Source organism: Gordonia sp. CNJ-863 (genome assembly GCF_001942325.1).
GTDB classification, from domain to species: Bacteria; Actinomycetota; Actinomycetes; order Mycobacteriales; family Mycobacteriaceae; genus Gordonia; species Gordonia alkanivorans.
Genome location: NZ_MKKG01000008.1, coordinates 73,124 through 98,824, shown reverse-complemented (window position 1 = coordinate 98,824; position 25,701 = coordinate 73,124). Strand labels below are relative to the sequence as shown.

The following is a 25,701-nucleotide window of genomic DNA, read 5'->3' as shown; positions in this document are numbered from 1 at the left end:
CAGGATCAGGTCGCGAGGTCGAGGGCGGCGCGGACGATCGAATCGGCGTCGATGCCGTGGAGGCGATACACGTCCTCGAGCGAGCCGACCTGACCGAACCGGCTGACCCCGAGCGCCGCACCCGGCACGTTGTTGATGCCGGTCAGGAAGGCGAGGGTGTGCGGATGTCCGTCGAGGACGGTGACCATCGGTGCCGCGCGCCCGGGCGGGAACACCTGGTCGAGAATCCACGACGCGGCCTCGGCGAGCCCGCGTCGGGCCTGTAGCGCCTCGAAGATCAGTCCGGGGCTCGTCACGCAGACGACGTCGGCGGCGACGCCCTGATCCGCCAGGCGGTCGGCGGCGGCCAGTGTCTCCGTGCTGACCGCACCCATCCCGACCAGCGTGACCTGCGGGGATTCGCTGCGACGCAACAGGTATCCGCCGGCCACCACCTGACGGCGGCGGCGTTCACGGGCGGCCGGGTCGTCGGGGACCGCGGCGAGTCGCTGGTCGACCGGCCGCGTCGACAGCCGCAGGTACGACGAGGTCCCGTCGGGGCGTCCGAGCCGGCCGATGCACGCCAGCAGCGTCCACTCGACGTCGATCGCGAAGGCAGGTTCGTAGCTGACGCACCCGGGTTGTTCCAGGCCGATCGACGGTGTCGTGATCGATTGGTGCGCTCCGCCTTCCGCTGCCAGCGTGACGCCGGACGGGGTACCCACCAGGATCGACTGGCCGCCGGCGTAGATGCCGTAGGACCACGGCTCGAGTGTGCGCTCCACGAACGGGTCGTAGAGCACGCCGATCGGGAACAGCGGTTCGCCCCAACGACTCCAGGTGGCGCCGAGCTCGCCGATCAGTCCGGCCAGGTTCGTCTCGGCGATACCGAGTTCCATGTGCTGGCCGGTCGGTCGTTCCCGCCAGTGCATGATCGTCTCCGCGTCGTCGGCGAACCAGTCGCGGCGTTCGTTCGGCGACCACACCCCGACCTTGTTCAGCCAGCCGGCGAGATTGGTCGTCGAGCTGACGTCGGGGCTCACGGTGACGACCCGGGCGGAGGCCTCGGGAGCCTCCCGGGACAGGGCGAGGAGCGTACGGCCCAGTGCGGCTTGCGTTGTCGACGTTCCCGACGGTGTCTTCCCGGTGTCGGTCGGGACCGCGGGCGGTGCCGTGGGCGCGACGGGTTCGCGCCGAAGTCGCTCGGCCGTCGCGGCACACAGCCGGCCCTCGTCGGTGTCCTCGTCGAACCGTCCCCACGGATGGCTCGGGTCGAGCCCAAGCGACGCCGCCAGCTCGTCGTACTGTTCGACGGTGAGCAGCGACGAGTGGTTCTGCGGGTGGCCCTCGATCGGCAGTCCGTTGCCCTTGATGGTGTAGGCGAGGATGACCGTCGGACGGGTGTCGTCGATCTGCTCGTAGGCGCCGACCAGGGCGTCGAGGTCGTGGCCACCGAGGTTGCGGATGGCCTCGAGGAGGGTCTCGTCGTCGACCTCGGCGATGAGCGCGGCGACGGCGTCCGAGTCGGGACCCGATCCCGGCAGGCGTTCGCGGACCTCGCCGGCGTCGCACCGCAGCAGGCGTTGATATTCGGGGTTGGGCATGTCGAGGATGCGCGAACGCAGCGCGGACCCGCCCGTCCGCGCGAACAGATCCTCCAGCAGCCGGCCGAACTTCACCATGATCACCTGCCACCCGGCGGCGGCGAACATGGCCTCCAGGCGTCCGGCGGCGATGTTGGGGACGACCCGGTCCAGGGACTGCCGGTTGAGGTCGACGATCCAGACGATCTCGCCGAGCTCGGCCACGGAGGGGTCGAGGATCGCCTCCCAGACCGCGCCCTCGTCCAGTTCGGCGTCGCCGACGAGCGAGTACTGCCGGGCGAGCACCGTGGGCGAACGCCGGTCGGCGGCAACCGCATCGGGGCCGCCGACCGTCGTGTCGAGATAGCGGCGTGCCACCGCACCCCAGATGGGCGCGGTCGCACCGATTCCCACCGACCCGGTCGAATAGTCCACCGCGTCGGGGTCTTTCGTGCGGCTCGGATACGACTGGAGTCCGCCGAACTGCCGCAGCGTCGTCAGATACGACTCGTCGAGACCGCCGAGCAGGTAGTTGATGCCGTGCAGGACCGGTGACGCATGGGGTTTGACCGAGACCCGATCACCCGGCCGCAGTTGCGAGAACCACAGCGACGTCATGATCGACACCATCGAGGCGCACGACGCCTGGTGCCCGCCGACCTTCAGGCCCGACGGGTTCGGCCGAACCCGGTTGGCGTGGTGGATCATCGACGTCGACAGCCAGAGCACGCGCTGCTCGATCGTGCGCAGCGGATCGGGTGTGGCGGTCGCGCCTGCTCCGGGTCCGGGATCGGTGAGGGTCTCGTCCGTCATGGTGGTCCTCTCCGGGATGGGGTCTCTCCGGGCGGTCACCGACGTCGCGACGAGGCGCCGGGGTCAGCGGTGTCGTAGGAGCCGTGCGGCGGCCGCGGCACCGCCGCCGGCGGCGCCCAGCACGATGGCGGTACCGGCACCGTACTTCGCCGCCTTGCGCGCTGTCCGGAAGTCGTACATCTCCCATCCGCGGACCTTGGCGACGTCGCGCAGGTCGGTGTCGGGGTTGATGGCGACGGCCTTGCCCACGAGCGACAGCATCGGGACGTCGTTGTGCGAATCCGAGTACGCGGTACAGCGTTTGAGGTTGAGGCCCTCACGGATGGCGAGTGCGCGCACCGCGTGGGCCTTGCCGGGCCCGTGCAGGATGTCGCCGACGAGACGCCCGGTGAACACGCCGTCGACGCTTTCGGCGACCGTGCCCAACGCACCCGTGAGTCCGAGACGGTCGGCGATGGTCTGCGCGAGTTCGACCGGCGTCGCGGTCACCAGCCACACCTGCTGACCGGCGTCGAGGTGGCGTTGCGCGAGAGCGCGCGTGCCCGGCCAGATCTTGTCCGCGATGTAGTCGTCGAAGATCTCCTCGCCGAGTTCGGCGAGCTCCGAGGTCTGGCGTCCGGCGATGAACGAGAGCGCCTTCTCCCTGCCCTCGGCGACGTCGCGGGCGTTTTCCTTGCCGGTGATCCGGAACTTGGCCTGGGTCCACGCGAAATCCATGATGTCGCCGTAGGTGAAGTACTTGCGGGCGGCGAGGCCTCGAGCGAAGTGCACGATCGACGCGCCCTGGACGAGGGTGTTGTCGACGTCGAAGAAGGCGGCCGCGGTCAGATCGCGCGGGGGTTCGCCGGGCTCGATGTCGGACGGTTCGCGCAGCCGGAGCGAGTCGACGGCGGCTTTCGCGCTCGCCTCGCCGGCGAGGGTCTGACGGAGTTCGTGGGCGGTCTGGCGGAAACGGCCGGTCGCCGCGCTGGCCCGCTGGGAGATCCACGTGGTGACCCGGTGGGTCTCGTCGTCGGCGGCGATGTCGTGGAGTTCGGCGTCCTCGTCGAAGTCGTCGTCGAACTCGATGCGTGCTGCCTGCGACTCCCAGTCGTCGCCGGTGTCGAGCGGGGTGGCGCCGGAGTCGGCCGGTGCGGAGCTTCGCGCCGCGGGGGTTTCGGGACTGGATGCGCCGGGCACAGGGGTGTCGGACGAGTTGTCGGGTCGTTCGTCTCCCGGGCCCGGGGTGTTGCCCACTGCCCACCTCCCACGTCGCGTCTGGCGCCAGCACTGCCTGCGCGGTCCAGCCTAGCGGCCACCCACGACGATCAGCGTCGCCGCGGGGCCGTTGCGGCGCGCCCGGGCCGTGGTTCTCGTCACCGGGCCGGGGTCGCGTCGGCGGGGGAGCGGAGCGCTGCGAGTATGGACCTCATGACCGTGGAACTGCTGACCCGTGAGGGATGCCAGATGTGCGCGACCGCCCGTCGTGACCTGACGCGGATCTGTGGCGAGCTGGGGGTGGAGTTCACCGAGGTCGACGTCGACCGGGCCGCGGCCGACGGCCGTCCCGAGATCCGTGCGGAGTTCGGGGACCGGCTGCCGGTGGTGTTGCTCGAGGGTGACGAGCACAGCTACTGGGAGGTCGACGAGCCCCGGCTGCGTGCCGACCTCACGCGTCAGGGCTGAACCGGCGGTCCGGCCCCGATCCGCCATCGCGGAGAAACGGTGGTGCTTAACACAGCTCCGCGAATCATGAGGGTCCATGTGAAGAGATTCACAGAGGGTTATATCCTCGATGGATCGTGCTGTGCGTAGGGGAGTGGAGGTGAGCGTGGGCGCCGATCGTCAGAAGTCCGGCGACGCCGACCCTCCCGCGTCTGCGCTGCCGCCGCCCGCCGCCACGGTGGCCACCGACATCCCGGCTCCCACAGTGGCCCGGCTGGCCACATATCTGCACGTCCTGCGCTCTTTCAGCCAGCGCGGCGTCCTGGTGGCCTCCAGCGGCGAACTGGCCACCGCGGCCGGGGTGAACCCCGCCATCCTCCGCAAGGACCTCTCCTATGTCGCCGCGAACGGCGTCCGCGGCGTCGGATATGACGTCGGTCGTCTCACCGCGCGCATCTCGATGACCTTGCACACCGACAGCATCCACACGGTCGCACTGGCCGGGGCCGGCCAGCTCGGACGCGCTCTGCTCGCCCACACCGGCTTCGGTCGCGGCTTCCGGGTGGCCGCGATGTTCGACGCCGATCCGGCTCTCACGGGCACATCGCTGGAGGTCGGCGGCCCGCGGATCGCCCCGCTCACCGACATCGCGGCGGTCTGCGCCGAGGTCGAGCCCGCGGTGGAGATCGGGGTCGTGGCCACCGCCGACGACGACGCCCGGCCGGCCTTCGACGCCTTCGTCGGGGCAGGTGTGCGGCAAGTGCTCAACGTCACCCCGGTGGCGCTGACGACGGAGGCGGATGTCGTCGTCAGACAAGTTGATCTAGCCTTGGAGCTACAGGTGTTGACGTTCCAGGCCTCTCGTGGCAGTGCACAGGCCCCACGGAACGACCTCAAGATCTCCTCACGCAGCGACGTCGGTGCGCCTCGCGAGGTGAAGGCGGCCGACGGACGCCACGGAAAAGCAATGGGTGAAGAAACGGTGACAGCGTGAGTGTTCTGTTGTTCGGGGTGTCGCACCGCAGTGCGCCCGTCGAGGTGCTGGAGAGGTTGACGGTCTCCGACCACGACCGTCCGAAGCTGGTCGACGAGTTGCTGTCGTCACGGGCGATCTCCGAGGCCATGGTCGTCTCGACATGCAATCGCGTCGAGATCTACGCGGTCGTCGACGCCTTCCACCCGGCCCTCGAGGCGGTCGGCGAGGTTCTCGGCGACCACTCCGGCATGACCGTCAACGAGATGACCCGGCACGCCTACGTGCGCTACTCCGAGGCCGCCGTCGAACATCTCTTCACCGTCGCCGCCGGTCTCGACTCGCTCGTCGTCGGCGAGCAGCAGATCCTCGGCCAGATCCGCAACGCCTACCTGAGCGCGGACGCCAACGACTCGGCCGGCCGCGTCCTGCACGAGCTCGCGCAGCAGGCATTGCGCGTGGGCAAGCGGGTGCACACCGAGACCGGCATCGACCGTGCCGGCGCATCGGTCGTGTCCGTGGCCCTGCACCGCGCCAAGTCCCTCCTCACCGACCCCGCGACCGGGGCGCACCGGCTGCGCACCGCGGTGGTGGTCGGCGCCGGCGCCATGGGTGGCCTCGCGACCGCCCAGCTGGCCCGTGAGGGCGTCACGGAGATGTCCGTGGTCAACCGCACGGTCGAGAACGCCCGCCACCTGGCCGACAACATCGCCGCCAACCACGGGATCACCGTGCACGGGGTGGGACTCGACGACCTGCCGGCCGCGATGGCCGCCGCCGACGTCGTGGTCAGCTGTACCGGCTCGATCGGCTCCGTGGTGAGCGTGGGTGCGGTGCATTCGGCTCTCGCCGAGCGAAACCGCAACGGCGAGTCGACCCCGATGGTCATCTGCGACCTCGGACTCCCGCGGAACGTCGATCCGGCCGCGGCCCGCCTGCCCGGCGTGCACGTCGTCGACATCGAGGGTCTGCGCGGCCACTCCGAGACCCAGGCCGCGGAGAACGACACCCTCGCGGCCCGGTCCATCGTCGCCGCCGAGCTCGCCGACTACCTGACCCACCAGCGCCAGGCCGAGGTCACCCCGACCGTCGCCGCTCTCCGCCAGCGCGCCGCCGATGTCGTCGAAGCCGAGATCCTGCGCCTCGAGACCCGGCTCCCGGACCTCGAGAACAACCAGCGCGACGAGGTCGCCAAGACCGTCCGCCGCGTCGTCGACAAGCTGTTGCACGCACCGACGGTGCGGGTGAAGCAGCTGGCGTCGACGCCCAACGGCGATCACTACGCGGAGGCCCTGCGCGAATTGTTCGAGCTCAAACCAGGTGCGGCCGAGTCGGTTTCGGCGCCCGATCGACTGGGGACCACCGACTCGACCGGCGAGCAGGGTGACCGATGAGTGAAACCCGGACCGCGCCGATCCGTATCGGTACGCGGGGTTCGCTACTGGCCACCACCCAATCCCAGACGATCGCCGATGCACTCACCGCCGCCGGCCACCCGGCCGAACTGGTGATCATCAAGACCGCCGGTGACGCATCGGCCGCACCGGTCGCCGAGATCGGCGTCGGCGTCTTCACCACCGCCATCCGCGTCGCGCTCCGCGACGACGAGGTCGACGTCGCCGTGCACTCCTACAAGGATCTGCCCACGGCCCCCGAGGACGACCTGACGATCGCGGCCGTCCCGACCCGCGTGGACCCGCGAGACGCGCTGGTCAGCCGGGACGATCTAGTGCTCGGGGAATTGCCGCCGGGATCGGTGATCGGCACCTCGGCCCCCCGGCGGGCGGCACAGCTTAAGGCATTGGGTCTCGGTTTGGAAATCCGCCCCCTAAGAGGCAACCTAGATTCTCGGTTGGGCAAAGTCGCCAGCGGCGAACTCGACGCAGTCGTGGTCGCCCGCGCCGGCCTCGTGCGGATCGGACGGACCGAAGTGGTCTCCGAAGCGCTCGATCCGGTCGTCATGCTGCCGGCTCCGGCGCAGGGTGCTCTCGCTGTGGAGTGCCGCTCAGACGATGCCGAACTGGTGAGAATACTCGCCGAGTTGGACGACAAGTCCACCCGGGCGGCCATCGATGCCGAGCGGGCAGTACTCGCGGCCCTGGAGGCCGGGTGTACTGCGCCGGTCGGAGCGATCGCCGAGGTGGTCGAATCGATCGACGAGGACGGGCGCATCTTCGCCGAACTGTCGCTTCGTGCGGCGGTGGCGGCCGAGGACGGATCCGATGTGATCCGCGCTTCGGCGGTGGGTCCGGTCGATCGTGCCGTCCAACTTGGTAAAGATCTTGCCGCCGAACTGCTGGAGCTGGGAGCGGGCGAACTCGTCAACTCTCCCTAGCAGAGAAAGAACTGCAGCCCTCGACGCGAGGGCAGGAGAGTGCGAACCCATGAGCCGTACGAAGAAGGCAAATCCCGGACGGATCCTGTTCGTGGGGTCGGGTCCAGGTGACCCAGACCTGCTCACCGTGCGGGCACGCACCGTGATCATCAACGCGACCACGGCCTACATCGATCCCGATGTCCCGGCCGCCGTGGTGTCGCTGATCGGCAGCGCGCACCGCGAAGAACCCGCACCGAACACCCGCCGGTCGACCAAGAAGGCCGACAAGACGGCGGAAGACAAAGCCGACGGCACCGATGCGGCGGACACCGCGGCCGCCGCGGATGCATCCGCGGCGGAGGCGGACAAGGCCGACGAGGAGTCGGTGGTGCGCCCGGCGCTCGGTGACCCGACCGAGGTCGCCAAGACCCTCGTGGCCGCCGCCCGCAACGGGGACGACGTGGTCCGCGTCGTCGCCGGTGATCCGCTCACCACCGACTCGGTGCTCGCCGAGGTCAACGCCGTGGCGCGTCACTCGGTCACCTTCGAGGTGCTGCCGGGCCTGCCCGCCGCCTCGGTCGTACCGAGTTACGCCGGCATGCCGCTGGGTTCGACGCACACCGAGGCCGACGTGCGCGGTGAGGTCGACTGGGCCGCCCTGGCCGCGGCGCCCGGCCCGCTGGTCCTGCACGCCACGTCCGGCCACCTGGCCGAGACGGCCAGCGCGCTGACCGAGCACGGGATGGCGCCGCAGACCCCGGCGGCGATCACCATCAACGGCACCACGTGTGCACAGCGCACCATCGAGGCCACTCTCGCGACACTGAACGAGCAGGGCAACGCCCTGACCGGCCCGCTGGTCGTGACCGTCGGCAAGGTCGTGGGTTCCCGCAGCAGGCTCTCCTGGTGGGAGTCGCGGTCGCTCTACGGCTGGACCGTGCTGGTGCCGCGTACCAAGGACCAGGCCGGCGACATGAGCGACCGCCTCGTCAGTCACGGCGCGATCCCCAAGGAAGTGCCCACGATCGCCGTCGAGCCCCCGCGCAGTCCGGCGCAGATGGAGCGCGCGGTCAAGGGACTCGTCGACGGCCGCTACCAGTGGGTGGTGTTCACCTCCACCAATTCGGTCCGCGCCGTGTGGGAGAAGTTCGCCGAGTTCGGTCTCGACGCCCGCGCCTTCTCCGGCGTCAAGATCGCCTGTGTCGGCGAGGCCACCGCGGACAAGGTGCGGTCGTTCGGCATCAACCCCGAACTCGTGCCGTCGGGTGAGCAGAGCTCGCTGGGTCTGCTCGACGAGTTCCCGCCGTACGACGACGTCTTCGACCCGGTGAACCGAATCCTGCTGCCGCGGGCCGACATCGCCACCGAGACCCTCTCCGAGGGACTGCGTGACCGCGGCTGGGAGATCGACGACGTGACGGCGTACCGCACGGTGCGCGCCGCGCCGCCGCCCGCCGAGACCCGCGAGATGATCAAGACCGGCGGCTTCGACGCGGTCTGCTTCACCTCGAGCTCGACGGTCCGCAACCTCGTCGGCATCGCCGGAAAGCCGCACGCCCGCACCATCGTTGCGTGCATCGGTCCCAAGACCGCCGAGACCGCAACGGAATTCGGTCTGCGCGTGGACGTGCAGCCGGAGAACGCGTCGGTTCTCGAACTGGTCGACGCGCTCGCCGAGCACGCCGCCCGGCTCCGCGCCGAGGGCGCACTGCCCCCGCCGCGCAAGAAGTCCCGTCGATCGCGTTCGTGAGCCGGGTGCATCGATGGCACCGCTGATCCGGCCCCGCCGGCTGCGCACCACACCGGCGATGCGTCGGCTGGTCGCCGAGACCACCCTCGCACCACGGCAACTCGTGTTGCCGATGTTCGTCGCCGACGGCATCGACGAGCCGAAGCCGATCTCGTCGATGCCCGGCGTCGTCCAGCACACTCTTGCCTCGCTGCGCACTGCCGCGGCCGAGGCCGTCGAGGCCGGTGTCGGCGGGCTGATGCTGTTCGGCGTGCCGCGTGCGGAGGACAAGGATGCGACGGGCTCGGGTGCCGATGCGGACGACGGAATCCTCAACCGTGCCCTGCGCGCGCTGACCGACGACCTCGGTGACTCGACGGTTCTCATGGCCGACACCTGTCTCGACGAGTTCACCGATCACGGGCACTGCGGTGTCCTCGACGGTCGCGGGCGCGTCGACAACGACGTGACCCTCGACCGCTACGTGTCGATGTCGCTGGCACAGGCCCGCGCCGGTGCCCGGCTCCTGGGGCCGAGCGGGATGATGGACGGCCAGGTCGCCGTCATCCGCGAGGCACTCGACGCCGAGGGCTTCACCGACACCGGAATCCTGGCCTACTCGGCCAAGTACGCGTCGGCCTTCTACGGTCCGTTCCGCGAGGCGGTCGGCTCCTCGTTGCAGGGGGACCGGCGGACCTACCAGCAGGACGCGGCCAACCGGATCGAGTCGTTGCGGGAGGTGCGCCTCGACCTCGAGGAGGGCGCCGACATGGTGATGGTCAAGCCCGCGATGAGCTACCTCGACATCGTGCGCGACGTCGCCGAGATGAGCGACGTCCCCGTCGCCGCATATCAGATCAGCGGTGAGTACGCGATGATCACGGCCGCCGCCGAGCGGGGCTGGATCGACCGCGACGCCGCGATCATGGAATCGCTGACCTCGATCCGTCGTGCCGGCGCGTCGGTCATCCTGACCTACTGGGCCACCGAGGTCGCGAACCGGCTCTCCTGAGCTGACCGCGGCGGCCTCCGGGACGCGTGCACGGGACCGGGGTCGCCTCCGATTAGGCTGGTGCCATGTCCGCACCGTTCGACCCGATGCGCGCCTCGTCAGAGCCCGACGCAGACCTGCGCCCGACGATCCCGGATTCGATCTCGATCGCCGTCGAACTGTGGGTGGTGGTCGTCGTCGGACAGATCGTCGCGCTGTTCGCCCAGACCGGCACCTTCGTCGACCTCGTCCGCGACCAGATCCGCGCCAACCCGCAACAGGGTGTCTCCGCGGACCAGCTGCAGTTCATGACGTCATCGGGTTTCGTCGTCGGCGTCCTCGTCGCGATGTCGGTCTTCCTGACCGCGATCACCGCGCTGGTCGTGTGGTTCACGCGCAAGGGCTACAACTGGGCGCGCATCGTGCTGGGTGCGATGGGCGTCTATATCGTCGTCAACCTGGTCTTCTCGCTCTTCGGCGACCTCGAACCGGCGTGGGCGATGGTGCCGTTGGTCATCAGCGGCGTCGCCGCGCTCGGCGCGACGGTGCTGTTGATGCGTGGTGACTCCGAGAAGTACTGCCGGCGTATGGCCGAGGAGCGCAAGCCGCGGCCCGTGCCGCCCGCCGCGGCGCCGTACCCGTACGGACAGAACCCGTATGGCCAGAATCCGTACGGCCAGAATCCGTATGGCAGCAATCCGTATCCGTCACCCCACGAGCCGACACCGAACCCGTACGGGTCTGCGTCAGAGCCGGGGACGCAGTCCGCGGGCACACCGTATGGTGACAATTCACCCGGCGACGCGGCTCGCGGTGGAACACCCGACCTCCGCAAACCCGAGACCCCCGACCCCGACAGCGAAGGACCGAAGAAGCAGTGACAAGTCCCGACCCGGCGCAGCGTCCGAAACTCGTCGTCTGGGCCTACCGGTGCTGGGTGGTGTCGGGAGCGCTCCTGGCCGTCCTCGGTGTCCTCGTGGTGATCCTGTCCGCGATCGACGACTCCGGGTCGATGTCTTCGGCGACGCTCGGCGTCCTCGTCCTGATCGTCGGCGTCGCCTACATCCTGCTCGGCAGCAAGGCCTTCACCGGTGACGCGCGCTGGCGGTCGTCGCTGTCGGCCCTGACACTCGTCGTCGTCGCGATGCTGCTGTTCCTCAGTGTCGGTCTCGGATCGCCGGTGTTCGCCCTGGCGTTGCTGGCGGCCATCATCGGCCTGTTCGGCTCGCTGCTGGCCTACCGGCCGGACTCGGAGACCTGGTACACCGGCAAGGCCCCCGAACCCAAGAAGCAGCGCACGCCGCGCAAGAAGAAGCCGTGACCGACGAGACCCCCGACCCAGCCGACGGGGTCGATCCGGTCGAACCCGAACCGGCTGCACCCCAACCGGAAGTGGACCCGGGCGAGGTTCTCTTCTACGAACCCGGCGGCAGCAGGTGGGTGGTCCTCATCGGGCCGGTGCTCGTCCTCGCCGTCCTGATCATGGAGATCGCCGGGCCCGGGCAGGTGCACTGGCCGGTCCTGATCATCTTCCTGGTGATCCTGTTCGGCTTTTCGCTCGTCCAGGTGACCGCGGCACGACGCCACGTCAGCGTCGAACTCACCGAGACGACGCTGCGTCAGGGCGCGGTGACGACGCCGCTCGCCGACATCGAGAAGATCTACCCGGCCAACAACTCCCCGACACCCGAAGACTGGGAGAGCGCTCCGGCGCTCGGCGAACTCCACGGCGTGCCGCGGCGTCGTAAGGGGGTGGGGGTGCGGCTCACCTCCGGCAATCTGGCCCAGGCATGGGCCCGCGACGTCGAGGTGTTCCGCAGTGAACTCACGCAGGCGCACGCCGCCGTACGGATGGGACTACCGCCCTCCACCAGGAAGAGCAAGTCCACCGAGAGCGACGAATCCCGGAAGACCGATCCGGAAGAACCCGAGAAGAAGGATCAGGACACCACCGAGTGACGGCCCTTGCGGCTGTCGCGGTAGGCGCGCCGGCGCAGGTCGCCCAGCCACGACGGCGCGAACTCGACCCCGTCGGGACGATGCAGGATCGGATCGAAGTCGATGTCGAGCCCGGTCAGGACGTGGTCGAGTTCGATCCGGGCCAGGGGTACGAACCGTTTGAACCCGGCTTCGAGGATGATGACGACCGGTTTCTTGGTGCGCAGGCAGGCGGCGAGATCCTCGACATTCAGACCCGACGGCCCGGTCGGCTCGATGATGCGGGCACGAATCCAGTAGAGCTCGCCGTCGTAGCGATAGGGAGTCAGGCTCGAGACGGCGGTGGGGGCCCAGTGCGTGGCCGGCAGCGGCACCGGTAGACGACCCGACAGCGGTGCGGGGCCGGCCAGCAGCAGATCCCAGGCACCGGACGCGGTGTCGCCGGTGACGGTCGGGGTCGGGGCGTCGGCGGGGGCGTTCGTCGGGGCCACGGCGGGGAACCGCACGGCCACACCGACGATGTCGGGCAGACCGCCAGGGGTGCCGATCCCCTTCGACAGGCGGACCGTCACCGGGCCGGAACGGAACGGCAGCGGGTGGTCGCCGGACACCGACGCCCGGCCGCCGCACAGCAGGCCGTCCGGATGGAACACGCGGGCGTGCCGCAGAGCGCCGAGCCAGCGGAACGGCGTGGTGATGAGGTCGGGCAGGTCAGGCATGGCACCTCCGTAGATGAAGCGGCGGGTCTCCCATGGCGCCATCGTAGGTCGCGTAGAGCTTCGGATCCGGCGGCGGACCGGATTGGCGGTCGCCGAGCGGTTGCGGATCGGCGAGGAACTTGAACTCGTGCTTCCCGTCGGGGTAGGACCACTGGCCCAGCCGCCCTTGTCGGCGTCCGCGCCGTCCGAGAGGTGCTCGATGCAGCACGTGGCCACATCCCTGGACGCGTCGCAGCGGGTGGTTTCACAGCGGCGTCGAGGCAGTAGTGCCCGAGTTGTGCTCTTTCCAAACACGAGCGCACACAAGACTGCGCCCGGCCTGAGGGATACAGGCCGGGCACAGTGTCAGATGAATTACCGGTCGGGTCAGCCGTTCACGAGCATCGGTGCGCGGAGAAGTTCCTCGGGGACACCGAAGGCGTCGACCAGCGACCGTGCGTGCGGGCGCAGTTCCTGGCACAGCTCGTTCACGCCGCGCCGGACCGCCTTCGCGCGCTCCACCGAGATGTGCCGGTGCATCATGAACCACGACAGGTCGGCTTCGAGGGCGGAGTACACGAACAGGTCGCACACCTTGCCCAACAGTTCTGCGGCGGAACGGGAATCGCAGTTCTCGATCGCCTCGACGAAGGCCTCGAGCACCACGCGCTCGATGTGGGCGTGCCCGACCTTCAGCAGGTGGTCCTGCGCGTTGTTGAAGACGTCGAAGGCGTCGTTGTCGTCGTCGAGGGCTCGGCGCAGACGCTGCGCACACGTGCGGACGAGGTGGTCCTCACGGTTGCGGAACAGCCGGATCTGCGTGCTCCGGTCGGTGAGTGCCGACTTCTCGGTGTCCTCGTCGGAACTGTCGAGCAGTGTCTGCACCACCTGGCGGACGGCGGTCTTCTCGGCCACCACGTCGCGCGCCATCCCGGCGATGAAGCGGACCCAGCCGCCCGCCGAAAGACCTTGCACATCATCGGAATACGACGAGAGGAGTTCCTTGGCGATGAGCTGCATCATGATCGTGTTGTCGCCCTCGAAGGTGGTGAACACGTCGATGTCGCCGCGGATGATCGAGAGCTGGTTCTCGTCCAGGTATCCCGCGCCGCCGCAGGCCTCACGACTGACGTTGATCGAATGCGAGGCATGCCAGGTCGCGTAGGCCTTGAGGCCCGCGCCTGTCCCTCCAGCTGGCGCTGGCGTCCGGCGTCGGAGTCGTCGGGTGCCACCGATTGGACGTCGTGCAGTTCGGCGACGATCTCGTTCTGGGCGAAGGCGATCGCGTAGGACTTGGCGATGAGCGGCAACAACTTTCGCTGGTGGCCGAGGTAGTCCAGAACGGTGATCTCGTCGGTGGCCTCCGGCGCCTCGAACTGCTTGCGGATCAGGCCGTACCGGGTTGCGAGTGTCAGCGCTTTGCGACCGGCGGCACCCGCGGTCGCGGCCACGCTCACGCGTCCGCGGATCAGCGTGCCGAGCATGGTGAAGAAGCGACGGTTGATGTTCTCGATCGGCGAGCTGTAGCTGCCGTCCTCGGCGACGTCGGCGTAGCGGTTGAGGAGGTTCTCCGCCGGTATGCGCACGTTGTCGAACATGATGCGACCGTTGTCGACGCCGTCGAGACCGCCCTTGTAGCCGCAGTCGCTGGTGGTGACGCCGGGTAGGTCGTTGCCGTCCTCGTCGCGGATCGGTACGACGAAGCAGTGCACGCCTCGACCCTCCGGCTCCTCGCCGGGTCCGCCGGTGATGAGCTGGGCGAAGACCGCGGCGAACCGGGCGTGCTCGGCCGCCCCGCCGATGTAGTCCTTGCGCGACGACGGGGTGGGGGAGTGGATCACGAACTCGCGGGCGTCGCGGTCGTAGGTGGCGGTGGTCTCGATGGCCTGCACGTTGGAGCCGTGCCCGGTTTCGGTCATCGCGAAGCAGCCCAGGACGTCCAGGTCGATGATGCCCGGCACGTACTTGTCGTGGTGGCGCTTGGTGCCGAGGTTCTCGACCGCACCACCGAACAGACCCCACTGCACGCCGGCCTTCACCATCAGCGACAGATCCGCGTAGCCGAGCATCTCGATCGCGGTGATCGAGGCGCCGATGTCGCCGGTGCCGCCGTGATCGGCGGCGAATCCGGCGGCGGCGAAACCCTGCGACGCCAGCTCGCGCATCACCTCGAGGGTGTGGGCGCGTGCCTCCTCCAGCGTGCAGGAGGGATCGGGGAGCAGGTCGGCGCGGTTGGAGTTCTCGCGGACGGTTTCCCTCGTGGCCCGCCACCGGCCGTCGAGGACGAACCGGAGGTTGTCGACGAGTAGCGCGCGCTCGTCGGCGGACAGGTCGTCGTCGGCGGAGACACCGGCCGGGGTGACCGGATCGTCGACGGTCGGTTCCTTGGCGATCGGGGTGCGCCCAGATGAGGTGGGACTCGACGGGGTGGGACTCTCGGTGGGAGTTGCCATGGAACCACCGTACGTAGTGCGCAGGCCTCCGTCCCACCTTTTGTGGTGCCCGCTACGGGCTCGGGGAGTGCACCAATCCGGTCACGGTGTCGGCGTCGAACCCCCACTTCGGAGGGTGCAGGCACTTCCATGTGATCAGTACCCTAGATCGCCGTCGCACGTATGGGCCGTCACAAACCCCACGGCCCTTCTCACACGGTCGCGAGAAAACGGAGGAATGATGTCGGTCTCCACCCCCGATGTGTCCGGGACTGGCGCAGCCCCGTCCCCCGATGTGTCTACAGGCCCGGGCCCCTCGACCACGGATTGGGGCGGCGCGAACCGCTCCGAGCTGAGCCCCCTGCGATTCCTGGAGCGTTCGGCGGCGGTCTTCCCCGACCGCGCGGCCATCATCTACGGGCAGCGTCGGCACACCTACGCGGAGTTCGCCGACCATGTTCAGCGGCTCGCCCGCGTGCTCTCCGCCAAGATCAAGCCCGGTGATCGCGTCGCCTACCTGGCCCCGAACATCCCGGAGATGCTGATCGCGCACTATGCGGTGCCGCTCGCCGGTGGCGTCCTCGTCGCCCTCAACTCGCGACTCGCCGGACCCGAGCTGGTCTACATCCTCGAGCACTCCGGGGCCAAGGCACTCTATTTCGACGCGGAGTTCCGCGACACCGTCGCCGCGATCATCGGGCAGGTGCCGGAGGTCGAGACGGTTGTCGAGATCGCCGATCCCGAGTTCGGGGTGACACCCGGTCCGGTTTCCGACGCCGGCATCGACGGGCTCGTCTCCTACGACGACCACCTGGCCTCCGCCGACGACCTCGATGCGACGCCGATCCCGTGGACGGTCGACGACGAGAACGCGATCATCTCGATCAACTACACCTCGGGAACCACCGGAAAGCCCAAGGGCGTCATGTACACCCACCGTGGCGCGTACCTGAACTCCTTCGGCGAGACCTTCCACAACCAGTTCACCGGTTCGTCGCGGTATCTGTGGACGCTGCCGATGTTCCACTGCAACGGGTGGTGCACGCCGTGGGCGGTGACCCACGCCGGTGCCACCCACGTCTGTCTGCGTGCCGTGCGCGCGGACGCGATCTGGGATGCCATCGACGATCTCGGTGTCACCCACATGTGCGGAGCGCCGACGGTCTGCACCACCATCGTCGGCTCGCCGCGGGCACATCGGCTGGACCGGCCGCTGCACATCACCACTGCCGGCGCGCCGCCGTCGCCGACCGTGATCGGCTCCCTCGAGGCGATCGGCGTGACCGTGGTCCACGTCTACGGCCTCACCGAGGTGTACGGCCCGTACACCATCTGCGAGTACCAAGATGCTTGGAGCGCACTGGAACCCGGCGATCGTGCGGCGAAGCTCTCCCGCCAGGGCGTGGGTATGGTGCAGGCCGAGACGGCCCGGGTGGTGGTCGCCGATCAGGTTCCGCTGGTCGACGTCCCGGCCGACGGCGAGACAATGGGCGAGATCGTGCTGCGCGGCAACAACGTGATGGCCGGATACTTCCGTGACGAGGACGAGACCCGAAAGGCGTTCGCGGGCGGCTGGTTTCACACCGGCGACCTCGGCGTCATGCACCCCGACGGCTACATCCAGCTCCGCGACCGCGCCAAGGACATCATCATCTCCGGCGGCGAGAACATCTCCACCATCGAGGTCGAGCAGGCCTTGGTGAGCCACGACGCCGTCGTCGACGTCGCGGTCATCGGTGTCGAGGACGAGAAGTGGGGCGAGCGCCCCCGCGCCTACGTCCTGCTGCACCCCGGGGCGACGCTGACCGGTGAGGAGCTCATCGAGCACGGCCGTCGCCTGCTCGCCGGTTACAAGGTGCCGCGCGACATCGTCTTCGCGCACGACCTGCCGCGCACCCCCACCGGCAAGGTCCTGAAAGGCGAGCTCCGTGCACAAGCCCGCGCCGAGTGACCCGGCGCCCAGTGACGTAGGGCAGGAACCGAATCCGTACCCGAAGCGCAGGAGCGGCGGTGGCCTCGCGGCCAGGCGGTCCCGTCTCGGGCCCCGGCGTGGGATGTTGGTCGACGAGCAGGTGGAGGTGACGCCGCGCGCGACGGGCGCCTTCGGCCGGCAGGACCTCGGTACCGCCGACCACTGATTCGGGTCGTGCGCCCGTGCGGACGCTCATGTGGTGATACTTGACCCATGTCAGTTGCCGATGTCGACAGCGCGGGCTTCCGCATGCTCGTCGTCGCCGAGTCGATCCGGCTGTTCAGCGAGCACGGCTACGAGTCGACGACGGTCGAGCAGATCGCGTCGGCCGCCGGGATGTCGCGTCGCACGTTCTTCCGGCAGTTCGGGTCCAAGGAGGACGTGATCTTCGCCGATCACGAATCCCTGCTGGCGCAGGTCGATGACACCCTGGCCGGCTTCGAGGGTGATCCGTGGTCGGCGGTGTGCGCCGCCGCGGAGGTCGTGTTCAGCCATTTCCGGCGGGACCGCGACCTGGCCGTCCGGCGCGCCCAGGTGGTGCAGGAGGTCCCCGCGCTGCGTGATCGCGAGCTCGTCACCACCTACCGCTACCAGGGCGCCTTCGAGGAGTTCCTGCGCCGGCGCCTGCCCGACGAGCCGCCGGTCCGCATCGTCGCCTACGTCGCGGCGATCACCGGCACGCACAACTACCTGCTCCGGCAGATGATCCGCGGCGACGCCGACGCAACGCTCGAACGCCTACGTCGTGAGCTCGCCCGGGTGGCGGTGGCACTCGGTGCCGAGGTCGACCGAACCGACGCCGAGGACCTGCCGCAACAAGTCACCGTCGTGACCTATCCGGCGGGCACCTCGCCCGACGAGGTGGCCCGTCGCGTAGCCGATGAGCTGCGGAAAGCCTGACCGGGTCGGTCAGGTTCGGGACAACAACGGAACCGGCGAGGACAATCGGTGACGTGGGTCGCATTCCTGCGGTGCCGCGGTGCGTTGACATGGCACTGAGTGCCGTGATGCACTGGTCAATAACCACCAATTTGGCACCCCGTGCCGTGAGGAGTTGTCATGGGTTTCGGAAATCCCGACTTCGACGTCTTCCAGCTTCCGGAGGAGCACGTCGCTCTGCGTGAGGCGATCCGAGCGCTCTCCGAGAAGGAGATCGAGCCGCACGCGGCTGACGTCGACGAGAACTCGCGCTTCCCGCAGGAGGCCCTCGACGCGCTGAACGCCTCGGGCTTCAACGCCATCCACGTCCCCGAGCAGTTCGGCGGCCAAGGCGGCGACTCGATCGCGGCCTGCATCGTCATCGAAGAGGTCGCCCGCGTGTGCGCCTCGTCGTCGCTGATCCCCGCCGTCAACAAGCTCGGCACCATGGGCCTGATCCTCCAGGGTTCGGACGAGCTCAAGCAGCAGGTGCTCCCGGGCATCGCCTCCGGTGAGGCCATGGCCTCCTACGCGCTCTCCGAGCGCGAGGCCGGTTCCGACGCCGCCGGCATGAAGACCCGTGCCCGCAAGGACGGCAACAACTGGGTTCTCAACGGCTCCAAGTGCTGGATCACCAACGGCGGCAAGTCGACCTGGTACACCGTGATGGCCGTGACCGACCCGGAGAAGAAGGCCAACGGCATCTCCGCGTTCATGGTCCACAAGGACGACCCCGGCTTCACCGTCGGCCCGCTGGAGAAGAAGCTCGGCATCAAGGGTTCGCCCACCGCCGAGCTGTACTTCGAGGACTGCACCATCCCGCTCGACCGCATCATCGGCGACGAGGGCACCGGCTTCAAGACCGCACTGCAGACCCTCGACCACACCCGCCCGACCATCGGCGCACAGGCCGTCGGTATCGCGCAGGGCGCCCTGGACCAGGCCATCGCCTACACCAAGGACCGCAAGCAGTTCGGCAAGTCGATCAGCACCTTCCAGGGTGTGGAGTTCATGCTCGCCGACATGGCGATGAAGATCGAGGCCGCACGCCTGATGGTCTACACCTCGGCCGCGCGCGCCGAGCGGGGCGAGAAGAACCTCGGCTTCATCTCGGCCGCTGCCAAGTGCTTCGCCTCCGACGTCGCCATGGAGGTCACCACCGACGCCGTCCAGCTCTTCGGTGGCGCGGGCTACACCCGCGACTTCCCGGTCGAGCGCATGATGCGCGACGCCAAGATCACCCAGATCTACGAGGGCACCAACCAGATCCAGCGCGTCGTCATGAGCCGCGCGCTGCTTCGCTGATCGCCCGATTCTCAGCTGAATTCGCCCCGCCGGCATTGCCGGCGGGGCGTTTTCGTTCCCGCGGTGCCATTTCCTTCGCGCGGTGCCATTTCCCTCCCGCGGGTGCTAGCCGGCAAGCGGGAAGGAAACGGTCCCGCGGGAAGGGCGACTCACCGAGGCATTCTAGAGTCGTCTCGTGTCTGAGAACTCCACTGCCCGAGGTCATCTGTTCGTCCTGCACGGCAGGATCGAGAACTTCGATTACGACGCCGTGATCGTCCCGACGGACCACTCGTTTGTCGTCGAACCGCATTGGAAGGCGGTTGCGGGAGATGTCCAGCGGGCGTGTCCGGAAGATTGGCCCCGACCGCCTTTCGGTCGCAGCGCAACCGGGGACCCGGTGTGGTTCATCAGCGTCGCCGATGATGTCCCGGTGGAAGGGGCCGAACTCGTCGACACGCTTCGAGAGACGTTGCGCGACATCAAGGCATCGGACCTGCCGGAGCCTGTCGGCCGCGCCCTCCGACGCGTAGCGCTACCTGTCCTGGGGATCGGTTGCGGCGGACTCGGCGACCGTCGGGGTGCGATCCTCGCGGCGCTGCTCGACGCACTCCAGAGCGAAGCGCAGACACTCGAACTCGACATTCTTCTCGTGACGCCCGACCCCGCCGTCTTCAGTGCTGCTCAGCCGACTGGCGATGGAGGTCGACGAGTACCTTCAGCAAAGTGAAGACCGGTCCGAACAGGGCAGCTTCGTCGACGTTTCCGGTGTCGAGGCGCGGAAGCAACTGTGGCGCAGCCAATTTCGTTGGTTCGGTGGGTGAGGGGTGGCCAGAACTACGCCGAGTCCGCTGGATGGAGGTTTTCCTCGACGCGATCGCCGCGTATGCGGCGAGCGACGCACCGTGGCTCCTGGACCAGCGGTTCGATGGATTGCTCCCGGAGTGGGACCGGGATGTCGTCGCTCAGGCCAGGGAACTCGCTGCCGCAACACACTCGGCGTCAGGCTTGCTCGCGCCGATGCGGAGTGTTCGTCGTTCGCTTGGCGGGGCGTAGGACTCAGGCAAGAAGTCGCCGTGCGGCGGACGGTGTCTGGCACAGGCTCTACACTGCACACGTAATCCGCTACGGCCCGACAGACGCGTCTCCACGACAAGGCTCCAACCCGAGCGGGAAGTCCTTCGTGTCTTCCTGGAGCCGCTTTGTCGCTGTTTCGAGCCTCGGTGTCGGGCGTACGCGCCCAGATCACCGCGAACACCCTGATCCCCACATTGGTCGAACAACACTTTTTCGAGTACGGCTACCACGCTTCCAAGGCGGAGGTGAGGTCTTGGGAACGCAGTGTCGCGGTGCTCGTCGGCGACCTGGAGGACGCCGGCCTGGAGCAGGCCGAGCTTCTCCTGGAATATCGGCTGCCCCTCACCAGTAAGCGTGCCGATGTCGTCGTCTGCGGCGTGCACCCGAAGACGGGCGAGCCGTCCTATGTCGTCGTCGAACTCAAGCAGTGGTCCTCCGCCACGCTGCTGGACGGCACCGAAGACGTCGTTCTGTACGACGGAGACCGTGAGCGTCTCCACCCGGTTGAACAGGTCAGGCGGTACTGCTCCCATATCGCGGACTTCATCGCGAGTCTGGCGGGCAGCTCCGATCAACTCGCGGGTGTCGCGTACCTCCACAACGCCAGCGACGACGGGGTTCGCACGCTGTGGGGATATCCGGAATCCCAAACGGGGCGAATGTTCACCGGACAGCGTCGCGGCGAACTCGTCGACTTCCTGAAGTCCCGGATCGCCGACAAACCCGGCTCCGACGCCGCCGACCAGCTGCTGTCGTCGGCAGTACGACCGAGCAAGCAACTCATGGCACTAGCGGCCGACGAGGTCCAGCGCCGTGAGCAGTTCGTGCTGCTCGACGAGCAAAAGGTCGCCTACTCGCTCGTGATGCGCGCTGTCCAGCAAGCGGCCCGACAGAACACCAAGCAGGTCATCGCAGTGGTGGGCGGACCGGGTTCTGGAAAGTCGGTCATCGCTCTCAGTCTGCTCGGCGAACTCGCCAGGCAGGGCAGGAGCGCTGTACACGCGACGGGCTCGTCGGCGTTCACCAAAACCCTCCGCAAGGTGGCGGGCGCCCGCGCACCGCGCGTGCAAAAACTCTTCACCTACTACAACAACTTCATCAATTCCGAGCCCAACGACCTCGATGTCCTGATCTGCGACGAGGCTCACCGCATCCGCGAGACCTCGACCAACCGGTTCACCCGCGCCATTCACCGCACCGACCGGCCTCAGGTCGAGGAGCTCATCGATGCCGCTCGTGTTCCGGTGTTCCTGCTCGACGAGGACCAGATCGTCAAGCCGACCGAGCGCGGAAGCGTTGAGGAGATTCGTCGAGCGGCCGAACGGATGGGCTGCACGTTCAAGGTCGTATCCCTCGACGGCCAGTTCCGTTGCGGCGGAAGCCAGGCCTATGACTACTGGGTACAGCGTCTCTTGGAACTCAAACCAGGCGGACCCATCACGTGGGAAGGTGACGAGGCTTTTGAGGTCTCGGTTGACGATGGTCCGTCGATCATCGAGACGCGCCTGCAACGGATGCTCGAAGACGGCTACTCGGCACGCATAGCCGCCGGATACTGCTGGAGTTGGAGCACTCCGGAAAACGGGGAGCCCCTCGCCGAAGACATCAGCATCGGTGGCTGGCGGCGTCCATGGAACAACCCGAAGTCGACCAAGCACGGCGAGGCGCCCGGCCGCGAGTTCTGGGCGACTGACCCGGCCGGCTTCGGACAGATCGGTTGCGTGTACACGGCGCAGGGGTTCGAATACGACTACGGCGCCGTGATCTTCGGCCCCGACCTGGTGTGGCGTACCGACCACTGGGTTGCGCGACCCGAATACAGCCACGACAAGCAGGTCAAGAAGGCCGACCGTACCGCCTTTGACCGTGCGATCCGCAACACCTACAAGGTTCTGCTGACCCGTGGGATGCGTGGAATGCGGATGTACTCAACGGATGCCGAGACACAGGAGTTCCTCCGTTCGCTGGTTGAGGCGAACTGATGCTGGCATCGGTGCTGACGACATACTCGGGTAAGTCCAGCGATGTTCAGCGAAATCTTCAGTTCGGGATAGCGAACGGACGATGGGGCCTGAAGCGGCAGCCTGTGGATTGGAACAAGGACTCGAGGTTCGACTGGCAGGTGATCGGCGCATGTGCCACCGGTCTCAAGCGAGGCCCCCGCTGCCAGCCGGAGGAATGGGTGACTGCTCTCCTCGACGTGTATGTATTCAAGGTGACATCCCCGCTGGTGCTTGAGTCGGGTGCCTATTGGCCGGACGAAGTTACTGAGTCGGCTGTGAAGTATCCGTTCCGCTTTGACATCGAACTCATGGCGTCTGCGCGGGCAGTTCCGACTGCATACGGCGAGGTGCTACCGCGCGATATCTCAGAGGGGATTCGCCGGGCTGCGACGCCAGGGGCCGAGTCAATTGCGATCATCGGCGATAGTGTGTGGTCCGAGTTTGTGGACCGGATTGCACACCGTGGTAGACGACATTCCTAACCGCTGGTCTTGACGAACAGGCCGAGTTTGTCAGACAGGATTGGCATCATCGGGCCTATGACCGCCGATGTCGAGAGTCTGAACGTGGGCGTCGCGATCGCCAAGTCCGGCTCACCGCTGACCCAGGTCACCGTCGTCGTGCCGAGCCACGGCTCCGGCCGGGACATCCTGCACCACCTGGCCCGGACGCAGGGGGTGGCCAACACCAGCGTCCTCACGCTTGCGCAGGTGGCGGACAAGCTCGCCGCCCCCGCGCTTGCGCCTCGCCAACCGTTGCCGTATCCGCTCCTGGAGGCGGCGATCCAGCGAGTTCTCGCCGACGCACCAGGTGTCTTCGCCGAAGTTGCCGACGAGCCCATCACGTCACAGGCTCTCGCGAGCGCAGCCTGGGAACTCACCGGTATCGCCGAGCCCGCGATGCAGTCGCCGACGCCACTCGTCGCCGACCTGCTGCGCATCCATCGCACCACCACAGCGCGTTTGACCGGCTCGTATTACCTTCAGCACGAAGCGTATTCGGCCGCCGCCGAACGACTCGACGAGCTCGGGGCGGTGATCGTCTATCACCCGGCCGCTCACACGCCCGCTGAGCAAGCCCTTCTCCGTGAGCTCCAGCGCCGCGGCGAGACCATCGACGCGAACACCCACGTCTCACCCACCCAGGTCATCCACACCTCCGACGCCGACGACGAGATCCGCGCTGTCGTCCGGCTGGTCCGCAAACACCTCGCCAGCGGGGTTCCCGGTCACCGCATAGGCATCTTCTACGGCACCGAAGACCCCTACCTTCCGCTGCTCCACGAGCACCTGACCGCCGGCCACATCGCGTTCACCGGACCCGAATGCCACACCCTCGTCGACCGTCCCACCGGTCGCGCACTACTCGGTCTTCTGGCACTCGACCACGACGCGATGCCCCGACGGGAACTGTTCACCCTCCTCGCCGAAGGCGCCCTCCGACGCCCCGAACTCGACGACACGCCGATCACGCAGCCCCAACTCGAACGCCTCACGCGCAGCGACGAACCCATCGTCGGCGGCGCCGACTGGGAGCGCCTCACCCGCGTCGGTGCGCACGAGAAACACCACGCCAGGGCCGCGGCCGTCCACTCGTACGTGCGTCGGCTGCAGGCCGACCTTCGCGCTCTCGTCGACGCGCCGGACTGGGCGACCGTCGCCGAACATCTGAACACCCTGCTCGACACCTACTTTCGCACGCCGAAACGCGAGACCGCGGCCGCCGACCTCGCCGCGATCCGTGGCGACTGCGCGGGGATCGCCCTGATGGACGGCATCGCACCGCAGCGCACCGCGGCTCGGGTGCTCGACGCGGTTTCGATCCGGCTGAACGCGCACCGAGGCATGCACGGGACGTCGGGTGCAGGCGTGACGGTCGCACCGATCTCATCCGGCGTCGGCCGCGACCTCGACGTCTGCGTCGTCATCGGTGCCGCCGAAGGCATCGTGCCAGCACCCCGCCGCGACGACCCGCTTCTCCCGCCGGAACTGATCGGCATCACCGCCCGCGATCACATGGAGCGTCAACGCCTCGCCTTCGCCGGTGCCGTGAGTGCCGGGCGCGCCGAACGGGTCGTCACCTTCCCGCGCGGCAGCCTGCGCGGCGGCGCCGAGAAGGTACCGTCCCGCTGGCTGCTGCCGGCGCTGGCCGACCTCGCCGGCCGCGACGTCGACGTCGTCAACTGGCAACGCGCGACGGAGAATTCACCGCAGATCGTCGCAGTCGACTCCTTCGACGTCGCCGCCCAGCGCGCCGACGAGCGCATCGGCGCCTCCGCCGCCTCCGCCACCGAGTGGCGTCTCCGCGAACTCGCCGCCGTCCCAGCAGACAGTCGTCGCGGCGCGCTCGACGATCCGATCATCAACCGTGGCATGCACATGCGCAGCGACCGCCTCAACGGCCGCTTCACCCGGTTCAACGGCAACCTGTCGTCGGTCAGCGAACTCATCACCACCTTCGATCAGCCGGTGTCGCCGACCGGCCTCGAACTGTGGGTGCAGAGCCCCTATCAGTACTTCCTCGAACACATCCTGCGGCTGCGTGCCCTCGACGACCCCGATGAGATCGCCCAGATCGACGCGCTGACGCGGGGGACCCTGATCCACACCATCCTCGAGCGGTATGTCCGCGAGACGATGGATGGCGCAGAGCTCGACCTCGCCCGCCTACGGATTGTCGCCGCAGAAGTTCTCGACGAGGCGCAGGCCAACAGTCCGGGCTGGCTCGAACAGCTGTGGGCCAAGGACCGCGGCACCATCATGCGCGACCTGGACGAATGGTTCACCCACGACCACGCCGACGCCGCCGACGGCTGGCGGCCGACTCACGCCGAGGCGGACTTCGGTCTCGACGCGCAAGGCAGTCACGAGGTCTCACTGGCATTGGGTGAAAACAGGATTCGCTTCCGCGGGCAGGTCGACCGCATCGATCGCCACCATGGCGGCCGCATCCGCGTCACCGACTACAAGACCGGCAAGGCCGACAAATACAAGGACCTCGCCGAGAGCACACCCACCAACTCGGGTCTGCAATTCCAGCTCCCCGTCTACGGACTGTTCGCCCGCACCTTCGGCGCCGACGTCGAAGCCCGCTACTGGTTCATCACCAGCAAAGGCAAGTTCGCATCGGTCGGCTACCCCGTCACCGACGACGTCGTCGCCACCCTCATCGACGACATGACGCTCGTGCACAAGTCGATCCGGGCCGGCTACTTCCCGCCCAAGATCGAAGACACCCACTGGGACCTGCCCGTCATCGACCTCCTCGGACGTGCCGGGCTGCGACGCGCCTGGGCCGCACTGGAACACGTCGACGAACTGTCCGACTACGTGCAGAAGTACGGAGGCTGA

Annotated in this window: 19 protein-coding genes and 2 pseudogenes; 16 read left to right on the top strand and 5 right to left on the bottom strand. The window is 68.1% G+C overall.

Annotation, left to right across the window (positions count from 1 at the left end):
• Positions 1 to 5 precede the first annotated feature (5 nt).
• Both BJF87_RS04730 and BJF87_RS04725 read right to left on the bottom strand, forming a co-directional pair.
• Positions 6 to 2,375: a transketolase-like TK C-terminal-containing protein gene (locus BJF87_RS04730; protein WP_006358535.1), complete on the bottom strand. Its 2,370-nt coding sequence runs from the start codon at positions 2,373 to 2,375 to the stop codon at positions 6 to 8.
• Between the two features lie 63 nt (positions 2,376 to 2,438).
• Positions 2,439 to 3,611 (bottom strand): HAD family phosphatase, encoded by a 1,173-nt coding sequence (locus BJF87_RS04725; protein ID WP_006358536.1) that lies wholly within the window; start codon positions 3,609 to 3,611, stop codon positions 2,439 to 2,441.
• A gap of 174 nt (positions 3,612 to 3,785) precedes the next feature.
• On the opposite strand from BJF87_RS04725, the gene BJF87_RS04720 reads away from it, so the two are divergent.
• The 9 genes from BJF87_RS04720 (at position 3,786) to BJF87_RS04680 (ending at position 11,988) form a co-directional block, all read left to right on the top strand.
• Complete coding sequence (locus BJF87_RS04720; RefSeq protein WP_006358537.1) at positions 3,786 to 4,040, top strand: glutaredoxin family protein; 255 nt, start codon at positions 3,786 to 3,788, stop codon at positions 4,038 to 4,040.
• A 145-nt stretch (positions 4,041 to 4,185) separates the two neighbouring features.
• Entirely contained in the window at positions 4,186 to 5,013 is an 828-nt protein-coding gene (locus BJF87_RS04715) for a redox-sensing transcriptional repressor Rex (RefSeq protein WP_006358538.1), read from the top strand.
• Positions 5,010 to 6,386, top strand: a complete 1,377-nt coding sequence (locus BJF87_RS04710) for a glutamyl-tRNA reductase (RefSeq protein ID WP_006358539.1) — start codon at positions 5,010 to 5,012, stop codon at positions 6,384 to 6,386. Before BJF87_RS04715 ends, BJF87_RS04710 begins: the two co-directional genes overlap by 4 nt.
• Complete coding sequence (hemC, locus tag BJF87_RS04705; RefSeq protein ID WP_006358540.1) at positions 6,383 to 7,327, top strand: hydroxymethylbilane synthase; 945 nt, start codon at positions 6,383 to 6,385, stop codon at positions 7,325 to 7,327. The genes BJF87_RS04710 and hemC overlap by 4 nt, the downstream gene beginning before the upstream one ends.
• Before the next feature lie 49 nt (positions 7,328 to 7,376).
• Positions 7,377 to 9,059 carry a bifunctional uroporphyrinogen-III C-methyltransferase/uroporphyrinogen-III synthase gene (locus tag BJF87_RS04700; protein ID WP_006358541.1) on the top strand — a complete coding sequence of 561 codons (1,683 nt, stop codon included), beginning with the start codon at positions 7,377 to 7,379 and terminating at the stop codon, positions 9,057 to 9,059.
• 13 nt (positions 9,060 to 9,072) lie between these two features.
• On the top strand, positions 9,073 to 10,050 hold the full coding sequence (gene hemB / locus BJF87_RS04695; protein ID WP_006358542.1) for a porphobilinogen synthase: 978 nt from the start codon (positions 9,073 to 9,075) through the stop codon (positions 10,048 to 10,050).
• Positions 10,051 to 10,115: 65 nt separating this feature from the next.
• The gene (locus tag BJF87_RS04690; protein WP_006358543.1) at positions 10,116 to 10,910 is read left to right on the top strand and encodes a hypothetical protein; all 795 of its coding nucleotides are present in this window, start codon (positions 10,116 to 10,118) and stop codon (positions 10,908 to 10,910) included.
• Entirely contained in the window at positions 10,907 to 11,350 is a 444-nt protein-coding gene (locus BJF87_RS04685; protein ID WP_006358544.1) for a hypothetical protein, read from the top strand. Before BJF87_RS04690 ends, BJF87_RS04685 begins: the two co-directional genes overlap by 4 nt.
• Positions 11,347 to 11,988 (top strand): hypothetical protein, encoded by a 642-nt coding sequence (locus BJF87_RS04680; protein WP_006358545.1) that lies wholly within the window; start codon positions 11,347 to 11,349, stop codon positions 11,986 to 11,988. Before BJF87_RS04685 ends, BJF87_RS04680 begins: the two co-directional genes overlap by 4 nt.
• Here the strand turns inward: BJF87_RS04680 and BJF87_RS04675 are convergent.
• The 3 genes and pseudogenes from BJF87_RS04675 to BJF87_RS04665 form a co-directional block, all read right to left on the bottom strand.
• Positions 11,970 to 12,686 carry a hypothetical protein gene (locus tag BJF87_RS04675; RefSeq protein WP_006358546.1) on the bottom strand — a complete coding sequence of 239 codons (717 nt, stop codon included), beginning with the start codon at positions 12,684 to 12,686 and terminating at the stop codon, positions 11,970 to 11,972. The two genes, BJF87_RS04680 and BJF87_RS04675, sit on opposite strands and share 19 nt — an antisense overlap.
• Positions 12,687 to 12,708: 22 nt before the next feature.
• Positions 12,709 to 12,881, bottom strand: a pseudogene (locus BJF87_RS27065) (catalase); the annotation flags it as partial.
• A gap of 171 nt (positions 12,882 to 13,052) precedes the next feature.
• A pseudogene (locus BJF87_RS04665) lies at positions 13,053 to 15,118 on the bottom strand (acyl-CoA dehydrogenase).
• 220 nt (positions 15,119 to 15,338) lie between these two features.
• On the opposite strand from BJF87_RS04665, the gene BJF87_RS04660 reads away from it, so the two are divergent.
• From BJF87_RS04660 to BJF87_RS04620, 7 genes are all read left to right on the top strand, one after another.
• On the top strand, positions 15,339 to 17,048 hold the full coding sequence (locus tag BJF87_RS04660; protein ID WP_075862742.1) for an AMP-binding protein: 1,710 nt from the start codon (positions 15,339 to 15,341) through the stop codon (positions 17,046 to 17,048).
• A gap of 234 nt (positions 17,049 to 17,282) precedes the next feature.
• Complete coding sequence (locus BJF87_RS04650; RefSeq protein WP_075862737.1) at positions 17,283 to 17,969, top strand: TetR family transcriptional regulator; 687 nt, start codon at positions 17,283 to 17,285, stop codon at positions 17,967 to 17,969.
• A gap of 159 nt (positions 17,970 to 18,128) precedes the next feature.
• Positions 18,129 to 19,292 carry an acyl-CoA dehydrogenase gene (locus BJF87_RS04645; protein ID WP_075862736.1) on the top strand — a complete coding sequence of 388 codons (1,164 nt, stop codon included), beginning with the start codon at positions 18,129 to 18,131 and terminating at the stop codon, positions 19,290 to 19,292.
• A gap of 175 nt (positions 19,293 to 19,467) precedes the next feature.
• Complete coding sequence (locus BJF87_RS26585) at positions 19,468 to 20,001, top strand: hypothetical protein (RefSeq protein ID WP_075862735.1); 534 nt, start codon at positions 19,468 to 19,470, stop codon at positions 19,999 to 20,001.
• A gap of 493 nt (positions 20,002 to 20,494) precedes the next feature.
• Positions 20,495 to 22,330, top strand: coding sequence for a DUF2075 domain-containing protein (locus tag BJF87_RS04630; RefSeq protein ID WP_075862733.1), 1,836 nt, complete (start codon positions 20,495 to 20,497; stop codon positions 22,328 to 22,330).
• Complete coding sequence (locus tag BJF87_RS04625; protein WP_075862732.1) at positions 22,330 to 22,833, top strand: hypothetical protein; 504 nt, start codon at positions 22,330 to 22,332, stop codon at positions 22,831 to 22,833. The genes BJF87_RS04630 and BJF87_RS04625 overlap by 1 nt, the downstream gene beginning before the upstream one ends.
• A 57-nt stretch (positions 22,834 to 22,890) precedes the next feature.
• Positions 22,891 to 25,701 (top strand): PD-(D/E)XK nuclease family protein, encoded by a 2,811-nt coding sequence (locus BJF87_RS04620; protein WP_075862731.1) that lies wholly within the window; start codon positions 22,891 to 22,893, stop codon positions 25,699 to 25,701.

What these genes read in the sequence shown, in the direction of transcription:
- hemC (WP_006358540.1), top strand. Translation starts at nt 6,383, where the DNA reads ATGAGTGAAACCCGGACCGCGCCGATCCGTATCGGTACGCGGGGTTCG.
- BJF87_RS04675 (WP_006358546.1), bottom strand. Translation starts at nt 12,686, where the DNA reads ATGCCTGACCTGCCCGACCTCATCACCACGCCGTTCCGCTGGCTCGGC.
- BJF87_RS04650 (WP_075862737.1), top strand. Translation starts at nt 17,283, where the DNA reads ATGTCAGTTGCCGATGTCGACAGCGCGGGCTTCCGCATGCTCGTCGTC.
- BJF87_RS04660 (WP_075862742.1), top strand. Translation starts at nt 15,339, where the DNA reads ATGTCGGTCTCCACCCCCGATGTGTCCGGGACTGGCGCAGCCCCGTCC.
- hemB (WP_006358542.1), top strand. Translation starts at nt 9,073, where the DNA reads ATGGCACCGCTGATCCGGCCCCGCCGGCTGCGCACCACACCGGCGATG.
- BJF87_RS04730 (WP_006358535.1), bottom strand. Translation starts at nt 2,375, where the DNA reads ATGACGGACGAGACCCTCACCGATCCCGGACCCGGAGCAGGCGCGACC.
- BJF87_RS04700 (WP_006358541.1), top strand. Translation starts at nt 7,377, where the DNA reads ATGAGCCGTACGAAGAAGGCAAATCCCGGACGGATCCTGTTCGTGGGG.
- BJF87_RS04625 (WP_075862732.1), top strand. Translation starts at nt 22,330, where the DNA reads ATGCTGGCATCGGTGCTGACGACATACTCGGGTAAGTCCAGCGATGTT.
- BJF87_RS04645 (WP_075862736.1), top strand. Translation starts at nt 18,129, where the DNA reads ATGGGTTTCGGAAATCCCGACTTCGACGTCTTCCAGCTTCCGGAGGAG.
- BJF87_RS04690 (WP_006358543.1), top strand. Translation starts at nt 10,116, where the DNA reads ATGTCCGCACCGTTCGACCCGATGCGCGCCTCGTCAGAGCCCGACGCA.
- BJF87_RS04720 (WP_006358537.1), top strand. Translation starts at nt 3,786, where the DNA reads ATGACCGTGGAACTGCTGACCCGTGAGGGATGCCAGATGTGCGCGACC.
- BJF87_RS04620 (WP_075862731.1), top strand. Translation starts at nt 22,891, where the DNA reads ATGACCGCCGATGTCGAGAGTCTGAACGTGGGCGTCGCGATCGCCAAG.